The following is a 23,914-nucleotide window of genomic DNA, read 5'->3' on the forward strand; positions in this document are numbered from 1 at the left end:
TAATATCCACTAGTCATTTTCTACTCAAATTGAACCCTAGTGTTTATGTATGGAAAATTACTCAATGGATCAAATAAGAAAGGGTGTGTAATTATGGATGATTCTAAAATAAAAGGGGTGTGTGATTATGGAATTATCTTTTGGCAAAAAGAAGACTACATCTTTAAGAAAAACTAATTGGAAAGACTACTTTAAAAGTCATTGGCAATTATATTTATTGGTTTCTTTACCGTTATTACAGGTTATTATCTTTAGTTATGTACCGATGTATGGTATTACCATTGCTTTCAAAGACTATAACATCTTTAAAGGTGTACTTGGTAGCGAATGGGTTGGTTTAGATGTATTTCGATATATTTTTTCTTATAATCGTTTTTTTAAAGTAGTACGAAATACACTTACCTTAAACATACTTGATATAATTTTTGGTTTTCCTGCACCTATCCTATTGGCATTATTATTAAATGAGATTAAAAATTCAAAACTAAAAAAATCCATCCAATCCATTGTCTATTTACCTCATTTTCTATCTGTTGTTATCGTTGCAGGTTTTGTCTATCAGTTATTTTCAACAAGAAGAGGCTTAGTTAACTCCATCATAACAGGATTAGGAATGGAGGCTATCCCCTTTTTGACAGAGATTAATAGTTGGATAACCATTTATGTTGGTTCAGGCGTTTGGCAAGGAATTGGTTGGGGTAGTATTATCTATCTTGCTGCAATATCTGGCATTAGTCCACAACTCTATGAAGCTGCTATCGTTGATGGAGCTAGTAAACTGAGAAGAATGTGGCATATCACTCTTCCAGGTATTCGATCTACGATCATCGTACTCTTTATACTCAAAATAGGAGGTATTATGTCTGCAGGCTTTGAACGCCCTTATGTTATGGGTAATGCATTAGTTTCTGATGTTTCTGAGGTAATCGGGGTTTTTGTTTACCATGTTGGTATGGAGAGTGGTCAGTATAGTGTTGCAACAGCAGTTGGGCTATTCCAATCCGTTATTGGACTTATTTTAGTTGTTCTCGTCAATCGACTTGCCAAATTGTTTGGTGAAGATGGTATATGGTAAAGGTGGTGAATTTTATGTCAAAATCAATTAAAAAAAGTAATAAATTAAATCATGTTCTTTCTGTATTACTTCTATTAGTTTGTATTGTATTATTTATATTTCCCTTTTTGAATATAGTAGCTGTATCCTTAAGCTCAGCAAGAGCTGTTTATTCTGGTGAAGTGTATCTATGGCCTATTGAATTGGATACACAGGCATGGCAATTAATTTTCCAAAATGCCTCTTTAATAAGATCTTTAGTGTTTACTATCTTTATGACTTTTATCTTCACAGTATTAGCTATGATTTTAACCATATGTGCAGCTTATCCTCTTTCTAAGAAGAACTTCAAAGGGCGAAACGTTATCCTCTTAGTGTTTGTTTTTACCATGTATTTTAGTGGTGGCTTAATCCCAAAGTATCTTGTAGTCAGTAGTCTAAACCTACTGGATACCTTTTGGGCACTGATTTTGCCAGGTATGTTTAGTGTCTATAACATGTTGATTTTAAAGACTTTCTTTGCATCTATACCGCAGAGTTTAGAAGAGTCTGCTCGTATAGATGGTTGTTCAGATATTGGAATTGTAATTAAAATAATATTCCCTCTATCATTACCAGCAATTGCTACCTTAAGCTTATTCTATGCTGTAAGTAGATGGAACAGTTTCTCAGATGCATTGTTCTATGTCAGCAAAGGCGAATTGCAACCGCTTCAATTATATCTTCAAAGGTTACTGGCAACCTTTGCTAACTCTGAAGAAGTCAAAGATGCCAATCAAAACGTAACAGTTGTACTACAGGAGTCATTAACGGCTGCAAGTATTATTTTCGTATCCGTACCCATCATTATGGTATACCCTTTCTTACAAAAGTATTTTGTAAAGGGTGTTATGATCGGTTCAGTAAAAGGTTAACTATACTTTTTTTACATAAATATTGTATAGAAGGGGGGGCAAATTTTGTTGTTCCTATGCAAAAGAAGTGTTAGTATATATTAATGGGGAGATGATTTTGTGAAAAAAAGAAGATTAATAATATGTTTTTCATTAATCTTAGTACTTATAATGAATTTACTTGTAGGATGTAGCAAAGATGAGGACACTAAACAATCAAACAATACTAAAGCAACTGATTCAACAAAGCAAACAGAAGCAAAAAGAAAAGTATTAACGATTATGAGAGACTATCCTGGTGTTAATGAAGAGATTATTCCAGGTAGTGGCGATTACTTTGATAGTAACTGGACTACGCGCTACGTACAAGAAAACTTTGGAGATCCAAATAATATCGATGTCAAATGGGACTTAATTCATAGTGATACCTATATTGAAAAATTAACGATTAAACTAGCTTCTAATTCTTCACCTGATATTTTTTATGTGAGCTCTGGTAGTGGATCATTTATAACCAATATGGTATTGCAAGGTGGTATTGCTGAATTATCAGAAAGTGTAGACAAATACGGTTCTAACTTAAAGAAGCAGTTAGGTGAAGATCATATTACTACTTATGGTACCATGAATGGTGGGCTTTATGCTATCCCAGGTGTTGAAGATATTCTTGGCGTTAGTAATCACTGGATGCGTAAAGACTGGTTGGATAAGTTAGGATTAGATGTACCTGAGACCTTTGATGAATGGTATACTGCTATAAAGATGTTCAAAGATGAAGACCCTGGTAATTTAGGTGATGACGTTATACCTTTTGGAACACATTTCTTGAAGTATCCAACACCTTATGAAAGAATTGTTACCCATTTCATAGATTATGAAAGCATGTCAGAGGAAGACTACTATGCTTATAGCGGTTATGGTACAGAACACTTCAAACCAGGTTTCAAAGAAGGTATCCGCTTCCTTAATCAAATGTATAACGATGGTTTAATTAGTCCAGAATTTGCACTAGATGGTGGCGATTATGATATATTAATCGAAGATATTACTACTGGAAAAGTAGGTTCTTTTACTAGGAACATTCTATGGCCAGTTGACAGACATTCAGGTGATAAATCCTTATTTGATCTTATGAAAGAAAATGTACCTGATGGTGAATGGGTAGAGGTTGACTGCTTCACCAACAAATATACTGGTAAAACTGATAAACCTGTTGATAATCCAGTTTTAAGTTATGTGGCTATACCTGCATCTAGCGAAGTGGTTGATGAAGCTGTTATGTACTTGGATTGGTTAATTCAACCTGAGCAAATGTTTGCTCTTCAATACGGTATTGAAGGTGTAACTTATGATATGGTAGACGGCGTACCTGTCTTTAGATCTGAAGAGTTAGAAGCAAGAGACGGGGTTACTGTTTTCCCTGAATCAGGAGTTGCTGTATTTGGCAGACAAACAGTTATGATGCAAAGATTACCAGGGAAAGAACTATCATGGAAAGCAAGAGCTTTAGAAACTACAGTACCATTTGAAACAAGTATGGCCGCATTAGAATCATCAGAAAGAAATGGTTTCTTTAGAAACCCACCATTACCAGTAGCTGTAGAAGCTATCGGTAAATATGTTCCAACCCTAAGAAAAGAATGGCAAACACAAGTAACCAAAATGGTTATGTGTTCTCCGGAAGAATTTGATCAAGTTTGGGAGGAAGGCGTTAAGGCAATGGAATTAAATGGCGCTGTAGAAGTTGCTGAAGGTAAAAGGCAAGCCTATATTGATCATATCAAAAAATAGTACACAAAAGTAGCTAAAAAGAGAAAGTACTTATAATTACCAAGTACTTTCTCTTTATTATACTTAACTTTTTATTATCTGCACTTGCTTAAAAATCATTCTCATTTTGGATTTCAATACTCTTCCTATATTCACTAGGGGAAAGACCTTTACTCTTTTTAAACAACTTCGAAAAGTGAAATTGATCTTCATAACCCACTGATCGTGCAATGTCGGATATTGTTAAATATTTGTTTTTCATTAAGTGTACTGATTTATTCATCTTATAATTAATGATATACTCCTGAGGAGATAAATGAAGTTTTTTTCTGAATATATAATGAAAATACTTTCTGTCAAGTCCAATAAAATCAGCTATGTCGGATATTGTAAGCTTTCTTGAGTAATTCATATCAATAAACTCTAATGCCTTCCTAACATAGTAATCGCTAAGTTCGGATTTACTAGTCTTTTTTACACTACAATCTGAAATATCAATTAATCGTGCCATAATAGCATATAGGTTAGACATCATCTTGCAGTATCGATTATTTCCTCTATAGGATAGCTCATTCAATTGTTCAAACTCTTTTTTTAGATAATTATCTTTATCATAAGTAAAAATTGGATTCTCTGGAAAAAGATTAGCTCTGAATAAATACTCTTCTACTTTGTATCCAAAAAAACCTACTGAAGATAGTTTCAGAGTATATTTTCTATCCGCTTTAAATAAAGATAAGGTGTTGGGCGAAATGAGAAAACCTTGACCTTTACGAATAGGGTATTTAACATGATTCACCTCAAGAATACCTTGCCCCTCAAAAATGTAACATAATAAGTAATGATCAATAACTTTTGGTCCCCATTTTTGATTAGCCTGATACTCTTCATATCCGCAATTATAAAGGTTTAAACTAAGATTAATTGATTCTCTACTACATATAGAAACTGTCTCATTTCTATGCACGATTCAACACCTACTAACTATATTATAACCATTATTGTATAATCATCTTGTTATGCAATCTTCAATAAATCTGTATTGAGTTTCTCGATTAAATCAATGAGTTCCATAGGTTCATTTATTACATAGTTTGGTATTTCACTTTCATCAGCCGGTTCATTGGTATACCGAGGTGACCAATTTAAAAAGATACTTGTTAAACCTAACTCATTTGCACCCTTGATATCGCGACTGAGATTATTACCTACCATAACAATACGATCATAATCTACTTCACTTAAATCCAAAGCTCCAACTGCTGCTTTAAACATTCTTGGACTTGGCTTAGCTGCTTTTATAGGTTCAGAGTAAATCAAGGTGGTAAAATAATCATAAATGCCATTTTGAGTAAACATGTTAACAAATGACTGAGCTAATCCATCAGCAACTAAGGCAAGTGTATAGCCTCTTTCATAAAGGGTTTTGAGCATCACATCAGCTCCAGGTATTAAGTCTGCTTGAATGACTATATCATTTTCATCTCTAATTTCTGTACCTTCATCAATTATTGTATCACCACTGTCAATTAAGATAACTATCTCTTTTGCTTCCATTTTAGAACGCCTCCAAATTAATTTTATAATGCAGGATCTGAAATTATGTATTAAAGTTAATTTATAGGTATTATTGTATATGATTCATAATAAAAAAACATGTATTTATGTCATGACTTCATGTATCTATGTCTTTAGTTTCTGAAATATACGATAAATGGAGACGTCTTTTTTCACACATCTATTTAGGGCTATCTCGAAATAATATTTCATAACAAGTATCAGCATGTTTACATTATAATAAAAATGCAATCGCTATAAATAATACCATTTTAAGATAACCCCATGAAACTATAAACATTCTATATTATCTGTTTTCATGCAACGTTACTGAGATTAATTAAGAGCAATTATGTAGAATAAAATATATCAACTCGTTTTATAATGATTACTTAATAAGTAAAGCGATAATAACTTTATTACTACATTCTTAATAAATCTTATTCAAATGAGTTAAGATCCCATACGCCTTTGTCAGGTGGTCCTGTTGGACCATCTTCAAGTCGATATTGTCCAAAATAACTAGAACCCATTTGCTCATTTCCCCATCGATATATTGGACCACTAGCTGGATCACTTGGATCTCCAGTCCCTGAATTAGAGTAATCAGTACTCATCCATGCTGGCCATTCAGTCGTTCCAATTCCCCTACTTTCATTATAAAAATACTTCTCTGTGTTATTCCATGTGTCCCAAGCCAATCCTTGATTACACACATCTACCAATGAGAAAAATACGTAATTTGCATATTCATGGTTCCCTGAGTCTTTCCAGAATCCATGTGAACCCCAAGCTGCATATACCACTGGGTGAGTTGTTTGCTCTTTCGATAAATCATCCCATTCATATGCACCGCCAAAGTTATGGGCAGATAGATACACTTGGATAGGAACAACATATGTGACACCATTGTTTTCAACTTTAGTTAATCGAACAGTGATATGCTCCCAATCACCTACGTGGTTACCAAAATATGTACCTGCTATGACTTTACCACGGTTGTATGGGTAATAGACAAAATAAACAATATCAATCATATTATTATTTTTTTCCACAATATAGGAGTAAACTGGTGCAGAGGCAATATTTCCTGCAAAGAAGTCAAGTATAGTCGATGGTGAATCTAGAGTCTCTTTAGTCTTTAACCAGTACTTACCATCGCTGTTTCGATAGCGTGTTAGATTTGGAAACGCCCATTCAACTGAGGAAGGTCGATAACATTCCAGTTCATTGGTACCTGCATTCCTAGCAAACCAAATCCGCGGTGCATATGTATCAATTAACTGGGATTTACCGGCATCAGTATTATACTGATCTAGAGGCATACCTTCTCCAGTAGATATAGATTCGACTTTAATACTGCTAGTTTCATCATTCCAATCATCACCTACATTAGAGTTATCCATATAATAGATACTTTTATCCCCTTCCCAATTGGAATGCTCATAAAGTGTAACTTTTAGACCAGTTGGAACCCTTAATGAAGTTAACTCATCGTTACCAATTGATAAATCATCCACATTGTAAGAACCTGGTGTAAGGACCTGAGAGCTTCCACCATAATTAGAGTGTTCATAAATTGTCACAGAAAGAGTACTTGCCTCAGCTACATCTGTCCAAGCACCTGTGGATAGACCAAAACATGCAACCAATGTCATACATAAAACAATAGATAAATTACGCTTAAAATTACTCATATTCATCCTCCAAATAGATTATTTTTTTACATCCTTCCATTCACCCAGAACGTTACATTAATAACAGAAAATATACATTATGTCAAAATTTTGTGACAGTTCAGAATTTACTCCTGACTACTCAAGATGCGTAGTTATTGTTTGGTTTTGTATACATAGGCAAATAAAATTGCTGGAATATTGGAGATTAGGAGTGAATTAGTATATACAAGGCAACATAATTGATATAATAGAGTAAAGCCGCCTTATTGACTGTGTAATACTGCCATTAATTTTGTAGACCTATTAGTGTTTTTAAGCTATTTATATGTGTATTTTCCTGAAAACTCATCAATATACACATTATATCACAATTTAACACTTATATTCAAGTTTATTTTGTGCCAAATAAACAAAAACACTCATACATTAATTACATACCTACCCTTGTCTAATCATTTTAAATAAAAAAATAGATGCCTTAGCATCTATTTTTTATTTATGACCTTTATATTATCTAAAAATTCCTCCAGGTACTTTGGCATCCCATTCATCAGGAATATCTAAACCTAAGGCATATGCTACAACTGCTGCTGTATCCATGATATTAACCTCTTCTTCAATATTAAAACCTCTATTAACAGTAGGTCCATAACATCCCCAGAAAATTTTAGTATTAAGAGGGTGGTCAGAACTATGGCTTTTTATATCCGTTCCCCCTCCACCGTGATCAGCAGTTACAATGATTAAACTATCTTCAAACATGTCTGCTTTTTTAATGGCATCAATAAGCATACCAACATAGTTATCTTTTAGTCTAATTTCATCATTATATTCTTTAGACCTATACCCATATGTATGCCCCTTATCATCAATATCATCAAACTGTACAAATAGTACTCTTGGGTCATTCTTACCTATATAATCGATTATCTCATGAATTAAATCTTTATCTGGTTTTGATATACAATAACAATTAGTTGATTCTTCAATAATACCTCTATTAATAGGTCCCCAACAGCTAAAAGCAGCTAAAGAACAGTCTTCCCATTCTTGTCTAACTAATTTCATAAAGGAAGGATAAACGGAATCTTCTGGATATGGATTTTTCTTAACAACATCGTTGTTTAACAGATGCTTATGAGCTGGTACACCATGAAAAAGCGAACCCCAACATTCTCCGCTTATAGGTGGTCTAGCAGTATCACCTTCGTAGGTGTATGCACCCTCTTTAATAATTAAGTCAATATTAGGTGTTTCCACATCTTTTATAGCATTTCCAGCGCCATCTAGGCCAATAACAAAAACTCTTTTAATCATAATCTAACACTCTCCTCAAATTGATCAAAATATGCTAATATGTGCTATTTATTAATCATACACACATAATACCACACAAACACTTGATATTGCAACAATTTAGTAGTATAATTATTTTATTATATTAAAAAAGGAGAATACTCTATGAATCAACTAAAAAAGTGGCAGACTAAAATTTTTATCCTCTGCTGGCTAGCCTATGCATTCGCATATTTAGGAAGAACGAACTTATCTATTGCTATACCGTCTATAGAAAGCGCATTACAGTTGAGCAGTGGAAAATTAGGCTTACTTGCAAGCTTATTTTTCTGGTCATATGGTATTGGACAATTAATCAATGGTTATATTGGTGATAAATATTCAAGTAAACGCCTAATCTTCATCGGATTAATTGTATCAGCCATTGCAAACTTACTATTTGGATTTTCCACGAACTATATTGTTATGGGAATATTATGGATGATTAACGGTTATTTTTTATCCATGCTATGGGGACCCATTATGAAAACCTTATCTCATTGGTTTAACCCTGAATCTAGAGGTAATGTGGCTATAGGCATATCTACATCTATGGTTGGCGGCTTTTTATTAGCATGGGGTTTTATTGGATTTATATTATCTTTTATGGAATGGAATTGGGCTTTTTGGATTCCAGGTATCATCATTTTTATATTCTCTATTGTTTTTTTAATCTTTAGTACAGATAGTCCAACAGATGTACATATGCCACCTATTTCTGATGAAGTACATCATCAAGATCAAAAAACTTCGGAAATATCATTGTTAAAAGTTATCTCTGAAACTAAACTTTGGTTTGTTGTTATAGCCTGTTATGCCCAGGGTATTGTGAAAGATGGGATTTCTCTATGGGCTCCAAAGTTGTTAATGGATACACATCATTTAGACATAGAATCAGCAGTACCCTTTATTATATTTATTCCTATCATGAATTTTTTTGGTATGTTTTTAGCTTCTAAATTAAATAAAAGATTTAATAATAAAGAAAAGTTAACTGCAATGGTTTTATTCTTATTAGGTATTATTACTTTAATTGGCCTAATTAAGATAGGTGTATATAGTCCAATTCTAGCTATCATTTTCCTAGGTTTATCTTCAGCTATGATGTATGGTGCAAATACAATTTTACTTGGTGTCATTCCATTAAGCTATGCAAAATATAATAAAACCTCTTCTGTCGCAGGTTTCTTAGATTTCAATTCCTATATGGCAGCTGGATTATCCTCACTTATCGCTGGTTTTAGCCTTGACAGTATTGGTTGGAATGGCATACTAATCTTCTGGACAATTATGATAGCCGTAGCTATTTTAGCACTGTATAGAAGTTTAATTCATGACCGATTAAAAGCATAAACCTTTATTTCCTTTGATTTTTATGTAGTTATATGTTAAACTAATATTTACCAATACTACGATGATAAGGAGATGTAAACACAATGTTAGCGGAAGAGAGATATGGAAAGATACTAGAGATTTTATCAAACGAAAAAACTGTTAAATCTTCTTATTTGATCCAGCTACTTAATGTTTCTACAGAGACCGTAAGACGCGATCTAGAATATTTAGAAAAAGAGGGATTAATTAAGAGAGTGCACGGTGGAGCCGTTTTAAATAAGGCCAGTAGCCTAATTCCCTCCTTTAGTACTAGAAATGAAATGAAGAATGAAGAAAAAGATGCTCTAGCCAAAAATGCAATTGCTTTCATAACCAACGGGAATTCAATTGCTTTGGATAATGGTACAACTACTCTCCATTTAGCGAAGCTAATTAAAGGGAACTTCAAAGATTTAACCGTTATAACCAACTCCCTCTTAATAGCTAATATGTTATATGAGGACCCGCAGATAAATGTTATACTTCTAGGAGGTATTATCGATAGTAAAAATCATTGTATGGCAGGACCTTTAACTGAAAAGAACATTGAGTTATTCCATATTGATAAAGCTTTTATTAGTGTAACCGGTATATCTTTGAATAATGGTGCTACAGATTTTGAATTTAGTAGTATAGTCATTCAGAAGAAATTAATCTCACGTTCTAATAAAACTTATCTTTTAGCAGATAGTAGTAAATTTAATACATCTTCTTTATTAAACGTTTGTGCATTAGAAGATGTAGATTCAATTATCACAGATCCAGACCTATCTGATACTGTGTATGACGAATATTCTAGGGCGGGATTACAAATCGTTAAGTAAGTATGAATACTAAAATAGACTATAACAATTACTTATTTGTTATAGTCTATTTTAGTTTTAGAGACAAGCCCTGTAGACCTGCATTTGCTCTCTTTGATATTACCTTGAAGAAAAATCCATAAACAATAAAGCAACCAAGGCATTTACCTTGGTTGCTAAAATTATTTCTTAGTATAAAACGTCGTCTCTTTCAGCTGCCTTTTCGTTGATAAAGGCTTCATATTCTTCAATACCACCATCGATAAGATATTGCTGATACTCTTCAATGATTTTTATAGCTTCTTCATCTGTTTCAGAGAAATATGCTCTTTCTCTATAGTCGCGCCATAAATCACCATTGAGTAATTCATTAATCTCTTCTTTTTTATCGTAGTCATTGATGAAGTTACTTGCACGATAACCATCCACTATTGTATTAGGTACAATCTCATTAATAATAAGCTCATAGGTTGCATCAGGCACTTCTGCTTCTCCAGGAGTAAATTCACCCCACTGGCTCATATATGGATAAAGTGAAATTAACTCTCTGTATTCACCTTGAATACCTGTTTCTGCTTTAAGAGAACCATCTTTGTTCATTTCAACAAATTCTTCACGCATTCTTGGTTGCCCATCTACCATGTCAAAATGCGTACCTTCAATACCATAGAAGGCTAAAAGTCTACCCTCTTCACTGTTTAAGTAGTTAATAGCTTTTATAGCAGCTTCTGCAATAGCTGAATCTGTATCAGCTGGAATAAACCATATTGGTGAGCCTGCACGCCCTTTCACTGAAACCCCACCTGCGATGCCTTGAGAGTTGGGAATTGGACCTACTGGAACATATTCCATCTCAGGATGGTCAACATACAATGTTTGCTTATAAAAATCTCTTTGATGAAAATAATGAACACCGTGCACTGCATATTTACCGACAGCATGCTTTTCTTTAGCAACAGTATCGTTTTGTCTAAATGCTTCAGGATCAAATAACCCTTCTGCTACTAACTTTCTCATGAATAGGACTTCTTCCATGATCAATGGACTTCGTCTATCAACAATTGCTTTATTGGTATCTGGGTCTATCCATAAACTACTCATATTGCCTGTATGATAAGAACGTGTAAATAAACTGTAATCCCATCCGTTATGCCAGTTTCCAGCTGGAATAACAGGATTTCCATTGATATCTTTAAAATCCCCTGCTTTAACTTCTTTTAAAAACTCATATATCTTCTCAGAGTGATTGAAATCTTCTCGCTTCCATCCTAATGCTTCCATAATATCTTTACGTACATACACAGTATAACCCCAGTTTTTGCTATCTTCAGGAGTTGCAGGTAATTGGTAAGGAATAACATAAGTATGACCATTGTATTCAGGTGCATAAACATCATTCTCAAGATAATCCTTAGCAGCTCCTTCTTCAAAGCGTTTAATATTAGGACCAAACTCATCAAGTAATCCTTCAAGACTCATCAACATCCCTTGACTAGCTGCTCGTTTAATAATACCAGTCTCGCCGCCATTACCACCCCAGTATGGAGCTGTTACTACATCATATGGAACATCGCCTGATGAAAACATCATATTTAAATTCTCAGATTCTGAAGATGTGGCGTATTCGATGTCAAAGATAACCCCTGTTTCTTCATAAATCTTATTGGCTACCACATTATCAAAGTGATCTCTGGGTGCATTTCCGCTTGAACCATTCCAACATGAGAACATCTTAACAACGATGGGCTCTTGCTCGCCTGATTCAGAATTCGTGTTTTTACTGTTATCAGATTGTTGGTCACCAGTCGTCGTTTGTGTAGGTTCTTCCCCCTTATCGCAACCTACAAACATTGTCATGGACATAACTACTACCATCATAAGACAAAATAGCTTTTGCATAACCTTTTTCATAAATCACAAACCTCCCATATTATTTATTATAACCCTTTCCAAAAGTGTACTAAGGTATATAAACTTGGTCACCCTTTTACTGATCCAATCATGACACCTTTAACAAAGTATTTCTGTAAGAACGGATACACGCAAATGATTGGAAAAGTAATGATCATAAGAAATGCCATCCTTAATGCTTCTGGAGTTGTTTTTGCACGATTAATATTAAAGTTCATTCGATTGGTATCCGTAGCCTGTTCAAAGTTAGTCTCACTGAGAATTTTCTGCAATAAAGTAGCTGCAGGTTTTAGACTTTTATCTGAAACGAAGAAAGCCCCTACAAACCAATCGTTCCAATGACCTACACCATAGAATAATGTGATTGTTGCAAGCATAGGACCGGAGAGTGGTAGATATATTTTAAGAAATATGCCTAGCTCCCCACAGCCATCAATAACAGCTGATTCCCTCATTTCATCTGGAATCGTTTGAAAATATGTTCGCATAATAACTATATTAAAGAATGAATAAAGATAAGGTAAAACATAAATCCACACACTTCTTGTTAAATGTAAACTTCTAAGTAGAATAAAAAATGGTATTAATCCTCCACTAAAAATTGTTGTAAAGAAAAAGAAAAATGTAATGATTCCTCTTCCAGGTAAATCTTTTCGAGCTAATGCGTAACCAGCTAAAGCCGTTAATAATACTGCTAAAAATGTTCCAACAACGGTTCTAAAAAGTGAAATACCAAAAGCATTGAGAATTAATGGATCTTCAAAAGCTTTGATATAATTTTGTAGTGTAAAAACTCTTGGCCAAAAGTACAGCCCACCTTTTAAAGCATCATAACCATCATTAAATGATAAAATTAGGATATAGAAAAAAGGGTAAAAGGTTGAAAACCCAAGGAACGTTAAAAATGTATAATTACAAACTTTGAATATTTTTTCTCCTATTGATTCTTTAAGTACCATCTCGTAATCCCCCTTTCATAGTAACTTCTCTACCATAATGATGTATCTGATACCTTTCTTGCTATGGTATTGGTCGTGACAATGATGATCAGTGATACCACAGATTGAAATAATCCAACAACAGTGGCATAACTGTATTGGCCTTGCTGCAAACCTACTTTCACCGAATACGTTTCTAATACCTCGGAGACAGGTATTGTTGGTGGTTGTTGAAACAAAATAATCTGTTCATACCCAGCCTTTAATAAGCTCCCCATGCTTAATATAAATAAGATACCAACCGTTGGCATAATACCCGGCAGGGTGATGTGCAGGACTTGTTTCCACTTACCAGCACCATCAATGGATGCAGCTTCATATAAATTAGGACTTATACTACTAAGAGCAGCTAAATAGATAATGGAGCTAAATCCAATATTTTTCCATATATCCGAAGTGACAATAACAATATAAAAGTATTTCACCTGCCCTAAGAAAAATATAGGCTCTTTCCCTAATGCCATTCTTATATCATTAAAAAGTCCCTGATTAGGCGATAAAAATTTTGAAAACATGGTTGCAACCACTACCCATGATACAAAGTAAGGTAGATAAGATACGGTCTGAAAAGTCCGTTTAAACTTAGTTGAACGAACCTCATTGAGTAGTAACGCAAGTATGATTGGCGCAGGAAATCCAAAAAACATCTTAATGAAGCTTATAAAGAAGGAGTTTCGAATTAATGTCCAAAACTGGAAATAAGAAAAAAATCGTTTAACATATTTTAACCCTACCCAAGGACTCATTAAAATCCCTGTATCAAATCTAAATTCTTTGAACCCAAGCGTTAGACCATACATAGGTATATAACCAAAAATAAAAAAGAAAATGATTGCTGGTAGTAAAAAAAGATATAAAACGCGATAATCGTACATTCTCTTCCATGTCTTCTTGTTACTTAATACTTTATTTCTTGTACTTGTTGATGATCTAATCTTCATGCTTTCCCTCCTAAAACCCCTGTTAAAATGCTTTGATAATTAGTAATAAAGACAATAACATTTGTTGATATACCAATTATAACCATTTATATTTCACAAATTAATGGAGAAATCTTTGACACTATTTGGATAAATCTTTGAAGATATAAAGACAGCTTTCGCTGTCTAGAAAATCACCATTGAATATAGTGTAAAGCTGGTTAACTGCACCTGTATTCAATAGGCGTATAGCTATATTCTTTTTTAAAAACCCTATAGAAGTATTGAATATCACTATACCCTACACTTCTAGCAATCTCTTCAACTGTTGTATTCGTTTCCTTCAACATTCTACAGGCATGAGTCAACCTTTGCTTTGTAAGGTATTTTGTAAAGGATTGACCTAATTCTTTTTTAAAAATGGAAGAGAAATAGTCTGCATTGATACCAAACTGTAATGCAAGGTTTTTTAGGCTAATTCTCTCAGCATAATGTAAATCAATGTATTTAACAGCTTGGTCAACCAATTCTTTGCATGTCATTGCAGTATCATGATTGGACTTAATCCTCTCTTCAATAACATGAAAGAAACATGTAGCAATCTCCTCAATCTTATTGATATGATCAATCATATTCAGGCTAAATAAGTCATAGGATCTTCTATGATGGATATCCATCATCTTATTCATGGCATATAAAGCTTCATAAATCACATTAACCACTTCTGAATATACAAAGTAGAGATAATTGATTCCAGATTTCATATACCTTTCACGGGAAAAAATATCTGCCAATAGAATTTCAATATTTTTAGAGTCTCTTAGTTGAATCAGCTTACTAAGTAGCTTTAACTCTGTCTTCGGGAATTGGAAATCATCATGTTTAGTCATTGATTCAGGGTCATATATACGATTGAGACCATGAATTAATCTTAAGTCTATAGCTTTTTTGGCTGAGAGATACAACTCCCCATCCAAATGATTCAAAACAGCGCTTTTACCAATAGTTATATACACATTAAAGGTCTTCGCTAAATTATATAGACATTCTTTACAAAGTTGCTGGCATGTGGCTTCTACCTCATTTTGATGACCATAAATGAATATAAATAACTGATTGATCAGATCATTGTTTTTTATGATATAATAATTTCCTAAGTTCTTTATGCCATGTAACCACTCTATTATTTTAGAAGTTATATCTTCTTTTATATCATCACCGGAACTCATTATAGAGCTACCACTTGCATTCAATATCAGGAGTTGATAGTTATCATGTTGAAATAAAGCAGGTTCTGAATCTTTTAATAACTGAAAGCTCTTTTGCTGATGGTTTGACTTTAGCAAGAAGTTGATTTCCTTTTCAATCAATAGCTGGTCATGACGAATCTTCATGCATGCATTCTCTTTTGTAAGCCTATTGTATTTTTTCTTTTCTATTAGAGCTTCATTAATTTTCAGTAATGCTTCTTTTAATTCGTCTTCTTTCGTAGGTTTTAAAAGATAACTCTTTACTCCCATATTAATGGCTTCCTCTGCATATTTGAATTCGGAATAACCACTAATAATCATAAATTCTGTATCTTTGTTTTCCTCTCGTATCCTTTTGATTAATTCCAAACCAGTCATATCAGGCATGCAAATATCTGTTATAACTATATCTACTGGGTTATCTTTCATTATCTTCAAAGCCTCTAGCCCATCTTTTGCATTATAAATATGTGTGAAAGGAAAATCACTTTTTTCCAATTTACGCACAATTCCTCTACGTATCCACACCTCATCCTCAACGACTAAAACTGCATACATTATTTTGCCCCCCATTTGTATATGTATTTTACTTTATAAGCATACAGGTAGTTTATAAATCACCCTCGTTCCTCTCCCTTTACTGCTCTCAATTTGTATACCATAGTCATTGCCATATGCCATCTTAATCCTCAAGTTTACATTTCGTAGACCAATACTCTTTTGATATCCACTGCTTAAATTAAAAGACATATCATTGATCAAATCATTTATCTTTTCTAATACATCCTGCTCCATCCCCATACCATTATCTTCTACTGTGATTATCAGCTGCTCTTCTTTTATAGAAGCATTCATCTTGATATAACCCTTATTCATTTTTGTGAATCCATAGGTAACTGAATTTTCTACGATGGGTTGTAAAATAAATTTTAATACTTTACATTTTCCAACATCTTCATTGATATTTGTTATGATCTCATACTTGTCCTCAAAGCGGATATTTTGGATATCAATGTAATTTCGAATATGATTTTCTTCTTGATAAAGCATAACAAACTCTTCTGAATCCTTATTAAGACTATACCTGAACATATCTCCTAGTTTTTGACTCATAATCGAGATTTCTTTGCACTCATAGATTTCAGCAATGTAATTGATTGATTCTAAAGTGTTATATAAAAAATGTGGATTGATTTGAAATTGTAGAGCTATGAGTTCAGCTTCTCTCTTTTCTAATTTTTGTATGTAATTTTGCCTAATTAAGGACTTAATTTCTTCAATCGTGCGATTAAAACCAGCATCAATCTCGCCTATTTCATCCGTCCCCTCAATGATTTCAGTTATCTCTAAATCACCGTTTTGTACTTTGAGCATTTTTTGGTTGAGAATCTGAATTCGTGCTGAAAACAATTTGGAGAATAGTATGGTAATCAATATTAATAAAAGAGAAGCAATAACGCCATAGGCAATAACACCATTCCTCTCCCCTTCCATGGTTTCATAGATAGAAAAATAATGGGTTATAAATGCTATCTTCCACCCATAGGGTCTAATCTCTTTATAGAAAACCACATCGCCATTATCTAGTACATACTCAAACTCATTTTCTCTTTTAGATATCATCAACTGACGGATCATATCCATTTCATCATCTTTATATTGTTGATCCCCTTCAAAATACATTAATTCATCCTTGTTATCAAATATGTATAGACCATTTTTTTCATGAGCTATCACCTCAGGATTGATACCGAAAAGTGATTGAAGGATAATATCCATTTTAAGTAGGGCAATACTCTCCCAAGTTTTACTTTTCATGTTCACTACTGGTGATACAATGGATACAACATATTGATCTTTTTGAGGAACTTGGTAATGGAAGGTCGTTGTCTTTTTTGAGTCCATATCGATATTTTCTCTCCATACTTCCTCATCTATAGCACTTATATTTGAGACATTATGACCATCCCTAGGAAATGAGGGGTTCAAAGAATAGATCTTAACATTATAAATACCACTGATCTTACCTGTTTGATACATCGTCTTCACATTCATGGATATCTTTTCATAGACCTCTGTAACATTTTTTTGCTTCCATTGATCTGCCTCTGATAGCGCTTCTTGAATGGTGTTATTAACCGCAATTCCCCACATTAAATTTTCATAAATACTTAACTTAAATTGAATACCTTCTACATATTGATTAAAGAATTGTTGACTACTCTGAAACAACTCCCTTTCAATACGCTTTTGGGTTTGTTGATAAGATGTAACACTAAAAATGATAATGGGAAGCATACCAATACCTATGATGAATGATATTAGCTTATAATATATTTTCATATTTAAGATAAGTTGATGTACTCTATCACATAATTTCTTTATCATCGAATCACCATGAAATAATAATTTTTACAACATTACTATTTTTATTATACATTCCCATCCCATGTTTTTCAATGAATCCTCATGATGATCTCCCATATTATGCTTCTATTGATGCAACTTAAAAAGAAGAAAAGCTGTATTCTCAAATTATTGCCATATATAAAAAAATAGTATAGAATGGATATAGTATATGAAATTTTTACCAAAGAGAGGAGATTATAATGATTAAATATAGTGATAAACTTTATAAAAAGGTAAGGTCTGCTGGTGCAGCTGGTATAACACTTGGGATAATATCTATTGTTGTAGGTTTAACCGTGGGTATATTATCCATTACTTTTGGTGGCAGCATGCTAAATACAACAAAAGAATTAATAGACTAAAAGAGGACCCGAAGGTCCTCTCTCTCGTTATTTAGGCAAATAGCTGTATAATTTGGTTAAAGATTTCTTCATTAGCTTTTATTTTATCTTCATTCCCTTGAACGCAAATGTATTCTGAAGCTAAGGCATCTTTCACAAGATCTGCTAAGCTACGGATTTCAATTGGTCGTGTATCGAGAATCTCATCCCTCGTTTGCTGGATATCTTCATGACTAATTTTCATAAAGTAATTATCCATAGCTGTTGATCCTTTCATAGAAGGTGTTAAAGGTGCATCAATCCTACTAATGGTACCAATGATATATTTGAGCATTTCACGATCATCACAATCAAACTCTTTGATGAAATTATAAACTTCATCATAAGCCTGTAAGGTTTCTTTTAAGTTTGGATCACGATACGAAACAAAGAAGACGTTACCTGATCGTGTAAAGTTAGTCATACACCCATAAGCACCACCCATAACACGTACACGTCCCCAAAGATATTCTAAAGAAAGAATTGTTTTCATTACTGGAATAGTTCCCTTATACTCATGACCTGTAGTGATATAGTTACCGGCTTTAGCAACGTACTGTATCTTATCTGATGTCATTAAACCTTCATTTTTATTGATTAAGTCAAAGTGTAGATCAACAGGCATTTCTTCAATTTTCCTAAGTGTTTTTAGGAATGCAGTTAGTTCACTATTAAATGCTTCCAAACTTTTTTCTTCACCGGTATAACCCACGGTTAAAGTGGATTGGTTAAAGATTAAATCTTTAACTATTCTAAGGTTATCTTTAATTGCATCCTTTTTACAATCGTAATCACTCTCTATTTCAGCTAAAAATTGGTAATACCCAACTCCTTGCAATAGATCTTTACAAGCATAGGATGGAGAAAAATAAGACTGCGCACGCATTGCAGCAACGTTATGTCCACTGCTGGTCATATTCATTTGAAGTCTTGATTTAGTTTCACTAATAACCTCTTTAAGTCGTTTATCATCATCAATTTGTGTTCCATTGATCATATCATTTAATAACTCGAATAATTGAGGTAGCTTATCATAAAAAGCCTTTGAGGTTACAACCATCTTTGCATCAAAACCATCCGGTTGTGCATTGATTCCATAGGCAGTGGTGCTAAAGTTAATACCACCAGTATGAATATTGATTTCATTAGATAATTGACCATAGCTCAATTTTTCAGTATTAATTTTTCCAAGCAGGTTAGCTAATAAGCCAGCGTAAGGCATTAACTCCTTATCTAAGCGATTAAGATCAAAATACATGTTGACGTATCCAACAAGATTAGTGAAATCTTCATGATAAAGTAAAGTTATGTCTTCAAACGCTTCTACATTTAACTCCAACTTTTCAGCATCCCTATTGATATCTTCTAATTGAAGTAATGGTATCTTCTCAATATCTTCTTTTGGACTTGGTTCTTCTTGATATTGTCTGAGATGGTTGGTTTCGTTAACTAGCTGTTTAATATCTTCTTCGGATAAACTCTCTTTATAGCTAACTAATTTATCTTTGACTTCTTTCTCTTTTACAGCATTAAGTCCCTTTTCAGGTTTAACAACTAAAACAGACGCATGAGTATTATTAAGAAGGTGTTCTTGCATAAATCTTTCCAAGTAATCGGATGTAAGAGCAGTTTTTATCTTTTCAAAGATTGGATTGTATTGGATTAACATCATCGGATCTTCATCGTATAACCAACTACTCATACTAATGATACCATACATAAGACCTTTCGGATATCGTCCATAATCTGCTTCTCTTAACTTAAATTCAAAGAGATTAATAGCTGCTTCAATTTCCTTCTTATCAATACCCTCTTCAACTAATTTTTTCAACGTGTCTCGAATAACTTGAAGGAATTTCTCTTCATCTTCTGGGTTAGTCCCTTTAGCTACTATGCTTAGTGCAGGTTGCTTAATAGCAGTATCTGCTGAACCAAAAATATCTTTACCTATTCCTGCCTGTAATAAAGCTTCTTTCAGTGGTGCTCCTGGTGTTTCTAACAAAATGTGCTCTAATATATCAAGAGTATAGTGAACCTCTGGTTGGTCACCATTTCCAATAACAATATTATAACTCAAGAAGGTTTTATCTTTTTCTGTTTCATTTGAAGCTATAGAATAGTTAATAACTTCTCTAGAAGGTTCTTTAAAAGGTTCTTGTATAGGTAATTCAGAATTAATATCAATAGGATCGAACTCACTTAAATACTCTTTGTCTAAATAAGTTAAGTTATCAAGTATATCCATGTTACCATAGAGATAAATATAACTATTAGATGGATGATAGTATTTACTATGAAAGGCTTCAAATTGTTCTTGAGTTAAATCAGGTATGAATTCTGGGTCACCACCTGATTCGAAGGCATATGGTGTATCAGGAAACAAGGTCTGTTGAATATTTCTAAATAAAATTTGCTCTGGAGAAGAAAACGCACCTTTCATTTCATTATAAACAACACCTTTATAGGTAACTTCGCCTTCCTGATTATCTAGATCGTGATGCCACCCTTCTTGTTTAAGGATTTCATGGTGCTTGTAAATATTAGGATAAAAAACTGCATCTAAATAGACATCCATTAGATTCTTAAAATCTTGATCGTTTCTACTTGCCACTGGATACATGGTTTTATCAGGATATGTCATGGCATTTAAAAAGGTATTAAGTGAACCTTTTGCTAGTTCCACAAAAGGATCTTTTAATGGGTATTTCCTTGAACCACATAAAACAGAGTGCTCAAGTATATGTGGTAAACCTGTGTGATCTTCAGGCGGTGTTCTAAAACTGATACAAAATACTTTATTATCGTCATCATTTTCGATATGAAATAATCTAGCACCTGTCTTCTCATGCTCAAAAACTCTTCCAGTGGAGTTAATCTCTTCAATAGTCTTCTGTTCTACTAGTTTAAAACCGGCATAACTTTTTTCAACTTCTAAGTTCATTTACATTCTCCTTTATATGATTGATTAAGTTGCATTTTCTGCAATGAGTTCTTACAAATATTATATAGGATACATTTACTTTTATTATGTACGTCTTGCAGTATGTTTATTTATTGCTCTTAACATGTCTTTACTGATTAAGTCCTCAGATATTAAATTGGATTTATATTCCAACTAAATCTTAGCATATCCCTCTGCTTTCGTCAATCTAAGGTCTACATAAGCTGAAACTAGTTAACTTCCATAAGCAAATAGTAATGGCGCATGAAAAGTGCTCCTACTCAACTTTCCATACGCCTCATTCTCTTATCTATCCATTACCAATTACAACCCTTAACAAGGATGTCTGCAATCTCTTCCATGTACTTTTGATCCCTTTCATCAAAACGCTGTACAACAGGACTATCAATATCTAATATCCCTAGTAAAACGCCTTCTTTGACCATGGGTACAACAATTTCTGATCGAGATGCTGCATCACAAGCAATATGCCCTGGAAATTCATGTACATCTTTAACGAGCATTGTAACTTTATCTTTTGCTGCAGTACCGCATACTCCTCTACCTAAAGGAATACGTATGCAAGCTGACTTTCCTTGGAAAGGTCCAAGTATAAGTTGATCTTCTTTATGTAGATAAAATCCAGCCCAATTGATCTCTTCTAATTGATTATATAAAACACTGGCAACATTGGCTAAATTAGCAATAGTATCTCGCTCACCTTCCATGATGCCTTTTATACGTAGAATTAATTGCTCATAAAACTGCTTCTTATTATCCGAATCAATGGATGTATGATCAAACATAAGTTTTACCTCCTTCTTGTCAGTTAACTGATTCATTGCCTTCCATTGGAAGGCAATGAGGATATCAGTAAAATCTTAACACGCTGCTTTTATTGTGTCAAAAGAATTTTCACTCTATGCCTTTCTGCTTCATCATTGAATCCTTGTAGAATACCATTAATTTTCTTATATTCATTATCCATAAGTATGCTAAAAAAACAGCAAAGACTAGAGTTGACTTAGGATTATTAACCATCAATATAAGGTCAAACACACCATGTAATATAACAGGTATCCACAAAGATTTCCTTTTATATTGACGCTTTTTCTTTTCATCATCAGTAAATTTAGACAAAGACATATAATACCCCATGGTTATGGCATATAGCATGTGAGTTGGAACAGATAAAAAAGCACGATACCATCCTAACCCTGGGATATACGGGTAACGAAATACAACATAAATGATATTTTCAATTGTTGCGAACCCTAACGATGCAAAAGAGCAATAAATCATCCCATCAAGTTTTTCATTAAAAGCTCCTGAATGATAAACGCTATAATAAACGACGGCTCTCTTGATATACTCTTCTACTAACGCTACAACAATAAATGCTGCAAACATCATCCCCAACCAACCCTGAAATACATTTAATCTGGCTATAAGTTGCTCAAAAAAAACACTTGGAAATGTTGAAAAGCAGCCTAATATAAAAACAATAACTAGATACTTAAATGGTTCCTTATCATAATGGTCAGCTAAGTATAATGCTAAGCTTAGTGCAATCCCTGGTGTTATTGCAACTACCAGTAACTCCAATACTTCCATGTGTTCTCCTTCCGGTACCCCTTGGTATATTGACTCCAAGGAGCACTAGTTGGCATCTACGATCACTTGATCTCCATAAACAGCTTCACTAAAGAATCTTTCAGCCTCTTGAATGGTTAAGCCAACAAGGTTCATTTTATTAAGGTCATACTCTCCAATCTGTTTTTCGACACATTGAAATAAATAATTAACGCCTTGTGGTTTATATCCAAGAAATCTAGCTCCAATTGTATCCACCGCTACAGCATCTGTTCCAGTAATAACTAATCCTGTATGCCTAGCAGTTCCTTTAGTAGGTCCTGTTCCAATCATTACCGGATTAGCACTAACAATAGCTAAATCGATAGGTACTTGTTCTGCCATAGCTCTGATAAAGTTATGCAAATGGGTATGAATACCTAAATCCTTTTTAGGTGTACCATGTATTTCAGTAGGTGGCCAAGAAAGGGCCATGTTCTTAATACTAGCAGACATAGTAGCTTCTTCATGATGTTTTAATTGAGTAAAAGATATAAGAACTGTAGTTTCATTAAGCAATTGATTAATCTTAGTACTTGGAAATATGTCGTAATTTAAAGGTAAGTCCATATAAGGTCCCACATTTAGATCAATGAACTCAACACCTTCTTGCTGAATAATTTTATCATAGCCAACATTCGTCATGACTTGAGGTGTGTCTCCACCACCTGATCCACATGCTATAACAATTCTTTTTGGATTTCTACCTTTTACATATTGGATAAGGGTTTGAAATGTCTGAGGTCCAACAACTATTCCACTTTTTTCATGCTGTTTTTTATCATTGACCCAATTAGGTGTTATGACAACAACATCTTGTTCATTAATCAAATTATCAGCGTTAATCAATTTTAATCCTTCTTGCACAGCTTGCCCTTCATCAAAGTTTCTTGTAATAGCAACATCAGGAGTAATTCTTTTTCTCTTACGTAACATAAACAAAACCTCCAAAAACTAAAGTATTTTTCTTTACTTTAGTCTTTGAAGGCGAATCTTTTTTTATGTATG

19 protein-coding genes are annotated in these 23,914 nt (G+C 33.5%); 6 read left to right on the forward strand and 13 right to left on the reverse strand.

The annotated features are described in order from the left end of the window. The first annotated feature begins 127 nt into the window (after nt 1–127). The 3 genes from C1Y58_RS00790 (at nt 128) to C1Y58_RS00800 (ending at nt 3,738) form a co-directional block, all read left to right on the forward strand. On the forward strand, nt 128–1,075 hold the full coding sequence (locus C1Y58_RS00790; RefSeq protein WP_105614086.1) for an ABC transporter permease: 948 nt from the start codon (nt 128–130) through the stop codon (nt 1,073–1,075). Between the two features lie 14 nt (nt 1,076–1,089). Beyond that, on the forward strand, nt 1,090–1,968 hold the full coding sequence (locus C1Y58_RS00795) for a carbohydrate ABC transporter permease (protein WP_105614087.1): 879 nt from the start codon (nt 1,090–1,092) through the stop codon (nt 1,966–1,968). Between the two features lie 99 nt (nt 1,969–2,067). Beyond that, nucleotides 2,068–3,738, forward strand: coding sequence for an extracellular solute-binding protein (locus tag C1Y58_RS00800; protein WP_105614088.1), 1,671 nt, complete (start codon nt 2,068–2,070; stop codon nt 3,736–3,738). A gap of 88 nt (nt 3,739–3,826) precedes the next feature. On the opposite strand, the gene C1Y58_RS00805 is transcribed toward C1Y58_RS00800, so the two are convergent. From C1Y58_RS00805 to C1Y58_RS00820, 4 genes are all read right to left on the reverse strand, one after another. After that, entirely contained in the window at nt 3,827–4,684 is an 858-nt protein-coding gene (locus tag C1Y58_RS00805; RefSeq protein ID WP_105614089.1) for an AraC family transcriptional regulator, read from the reverse strand. A gap of 50 nt (nt 4,685–4,734) precedes the next feature. Then, complete coding sequence (locus tag C1Y58_RS00810) at nt 4,735–5,274, reverse strand: HAD family hydrolase (RefSeq protein WP_105614090.1); 540 nt, start codon at nt 5,272–5,274, stop codon at nt 4,735–4,737. Between the two features lie 440 nt (nt 5,275–5,714). Further along, nucleotides 5,715–6,971 (reverse strand): Vps62-related protein, encoded by a 1,257-nt coding sequence (locus C1Y58_RS00815; protein WP_157949883.1) that lies wholly within the window; start codon nt 6,969–6,971, stop codon nt 5,715–5,717. Between the two features lie 492 nt (nt 6,972–7,463). Next, a complete protein-coding gene (locus tag C1Y58_RS00820; RefSeq protein ID WP_105614092.1) occupies nt 7,464–8,270 on the reverse strand; it encodes an alkaline phosphatase family protein in 807 nt (268 codons plus the stop codon). A gap of 144 nt (nt 8,271–8,414) precedes the next feature. Here C1Y58_RS00820 and C1Y58_RS00825 point away from each other — a divergent pair, with 144 nt between their 5' ends. Both C1Y58_RS00825 and C1Y58_RS00830 read left to right on the forward strand, forming a co-directional pair. Continuing rightward, nucleotides 8,415–9,641 (forward strand): MFS transporter, encoded by a 1,227-nt coding sequence (locus C1Y58_RS00825; RefSeq protein WP_105614093.1) that lies wholly within the window; start codon nt 8,415–8,417, stop codon nt 9,639–9,641. An 83-nt stretch (nt 9,642–9,724) separates the two neighbouring features. After that, nucleotides 9,725–10,486, forward strand: coding sequence for a DeoR/GlpR family DNA-binding transcription regulator (locus C1Y58_RS00830; RefSeq protein WP_105614094.1), 762 nt, complete (start codon nt 9,725–9,727; stop codon nt 10,484–10,486). A gap of 168 nt (nt 10,487–10,654) precedes the next feature. Here C1Y58_RS00830 and C1Y58_RS00835 read toward each other — a convergent pair whose 3' ends face one another. The 5 genes from C1Y58_RS00835 to C1Y58_RS00855 form a co-directional block, all read right to left on the reverse strand. Beyond that, a complete protein-coding gene (locus tag C1Y58_RS00835) occupies nt 10,655–12,376 on the reverse strand; it encodes an extracellular solute-binding protein (protein ID WP_105614095.1) in 1,722 nt (573 codons plus the stop codon). 68 nt (nt 12,377–12,444) lie between these two features. Beyond that, nucleotides 12,445–13,335, reverse strand: a complete 891-nt coding sequence (locus C1Y58_RS00840) for a carbohydrate ABC transporter permease (RefSeq protein WP_105614096.1) — start codon at nt 13,333–13,335, stop codon at nt 12,445–12,447. 29 nt (nt 13,336–13,364) lie between these two features. Then, on the reverse strand, nt 13,365–14,315 hold the full coding sequence (locus tag C1Y58_RS00845) for an ABC transporter permease (RefSeq protein ID WP_105614097.1): 951 nt from the start codon (nt 14,313–14,315) through the stop codon (nt 13,365–13,367). A 200-nt stretch (nt 14,316–14,515) separates the two neighbouring features. Beyond that, nucleotides 14,516–16,102 carry a response regulator transcription factor gene (locus C1Y58_RS00850; protein WP_170311475.1) on the reverse strand — a complete coding sequence of 529 codons (1,587 nt, stop codon included), beginning with the start codon at nt 16,100–16,102 and terminating at the stop codon, nt 14,516–14,518. A gap of 33 nt (nt 16,103–16,135) precedes the next feature. Then, nucleotides 16,136–17,932, reverse strand: coding sequence for a sensor histidine kinase (locus tag C1Y58_RS00855; RefSeq protein WP_105614099.1), 1,797 nt, complete (start codon nt 17,930–17,932; stop codon nt 16,136–16,138). Nucleotides 17,933–18,153: 221 nt separating this feature from the next. Here C1Y58_RS00855 and C1Y58_RS26670 point away from each other — a divergent pair, with 221 nt between their 5' ends. Continuing rightward, nucleotides 18,154–18,315 carry a hypothetical protein gene (locus C1Y58_RS26670; RefSeq protein WP_170311476.1) on the forward strand — a complete coding sequence of 54 codons (162 nt, stop codon included), beginning with the start codon at nt 18,154–18,156 and terminating at the stop codon, nt 18,313–18,315. Between the two features lie 31 nt (nt 18,316–18,346). Here C1Y58_RS26670 and C1Y58_RS00860 read toward each other — a convergent pair whose 3' ends face one another. The 4 genes from C1Y58_RS00860 to C1Y58_RS00875 form a co-directional block, all read right to left on the reverse strand. Next, on the reverse strand, nt 18,347–21,274 hold the full coding sequence (locus tag C1Y58_RS00860; protein ID WP_105614100.1) for an insulinase family protein: 2,928 nt from the start codon (nt 21,272–21,274) through the stop codon (nt 18,347–18,349). A 317-nt stretch (nt 21,275–21,591) separates the two neighbouring features. Further along, the gene (locus C1Y58_RS00865) at nt 21,592–22,080 is read right to left on the reverse strand and encodes a GAF domain-containing protein (RefSeq protein WP_105614101.1); all 489 of its coding nucleotides are present in this window, start codon (nt 22,078–22,080) and stop codon (nt 21,592–21,594) included. A gap of 109 nt (nt 22,081–22,189) precedes the next feature. Further along, entirely contained in the window at nt 22,190–22,888 is a 699-nt protein-coding gene (locus C1Y58_RS00870; RefSeq protein ID WP_105614102.1) for a PrsW family intramembrane metalloprotease, read from the reverse strand. 45 nt (nt 22,889–22,933) lie between these two features. Continuing rightward, on the reverse strand, nt 22,934–23,842 hold the full coding sequence (locus tag C1Y58_RS00875; protein ID WP_105614103.1) for a DUF362 domain-containing protein: 909 nt from the start codon (nt 23,840–23,842) through the stop codon (nt 22,934–22,936). Between the last annotated feature and the right edge of the window lie 72 nt (nt 23,843–23,914).

It is taken from the genome of Vallitalea okinawensis (genome assembly GCF_002964605.1).
GTDB classification, from domain to species: domain Bacteria; phylum Bacillota; class Clostridia; order Lachnospirales; family PQDH01; genus Vallitalea_A; species Vallitalea_A okinawensis.